General features: G+C 51.2%; 1 pseudogene. It reads left to right on the forward strand.

What is annotated here, in order from left to right:
* Positions 1 to 287: pseudogene (locus AB9F29_RS22355) on the forward strand (carbohydrate ABC transporter permease); the annotation flags it as partial.

Here is a 287-nt window from a genome sequence, read left to right on the forward strand (position 1 = left end):
CTTCTTTTGGTGACGATGTACTACCTCCTGCCCCTCTATGTGATGGTTACGACCTCCATTAAGGGCATGCCGGAAATCCGACTGGGCAATATCTTTGACCTACCAGTCGAGGTCACGTTTGAACCATGGGTGAAAGCGTGGAGCACGGCCTGTACGGGTTTGAACTGCGACGGGTTAAGTCGCGGATTTATGAACTCGGTCCGCATCCTTATCCCATCGGCAATTCTGTCGATTTTGATTGCCTCTGTGAACGGATATGCGCTGGCGAATTGGAAGTTCAAAGGCTC

This window comes from Falsihalocynthiibacter sp. S25ZX9, from assembly GCF_041205405.1.
GTDB lineage: Bacteria > Pseudomonadota > Alphaproteobacteria > Rhodobacterales > Rhodobacteraceae > Falsihalocynthiibacter > Falsihalocynthiibacter arcticus.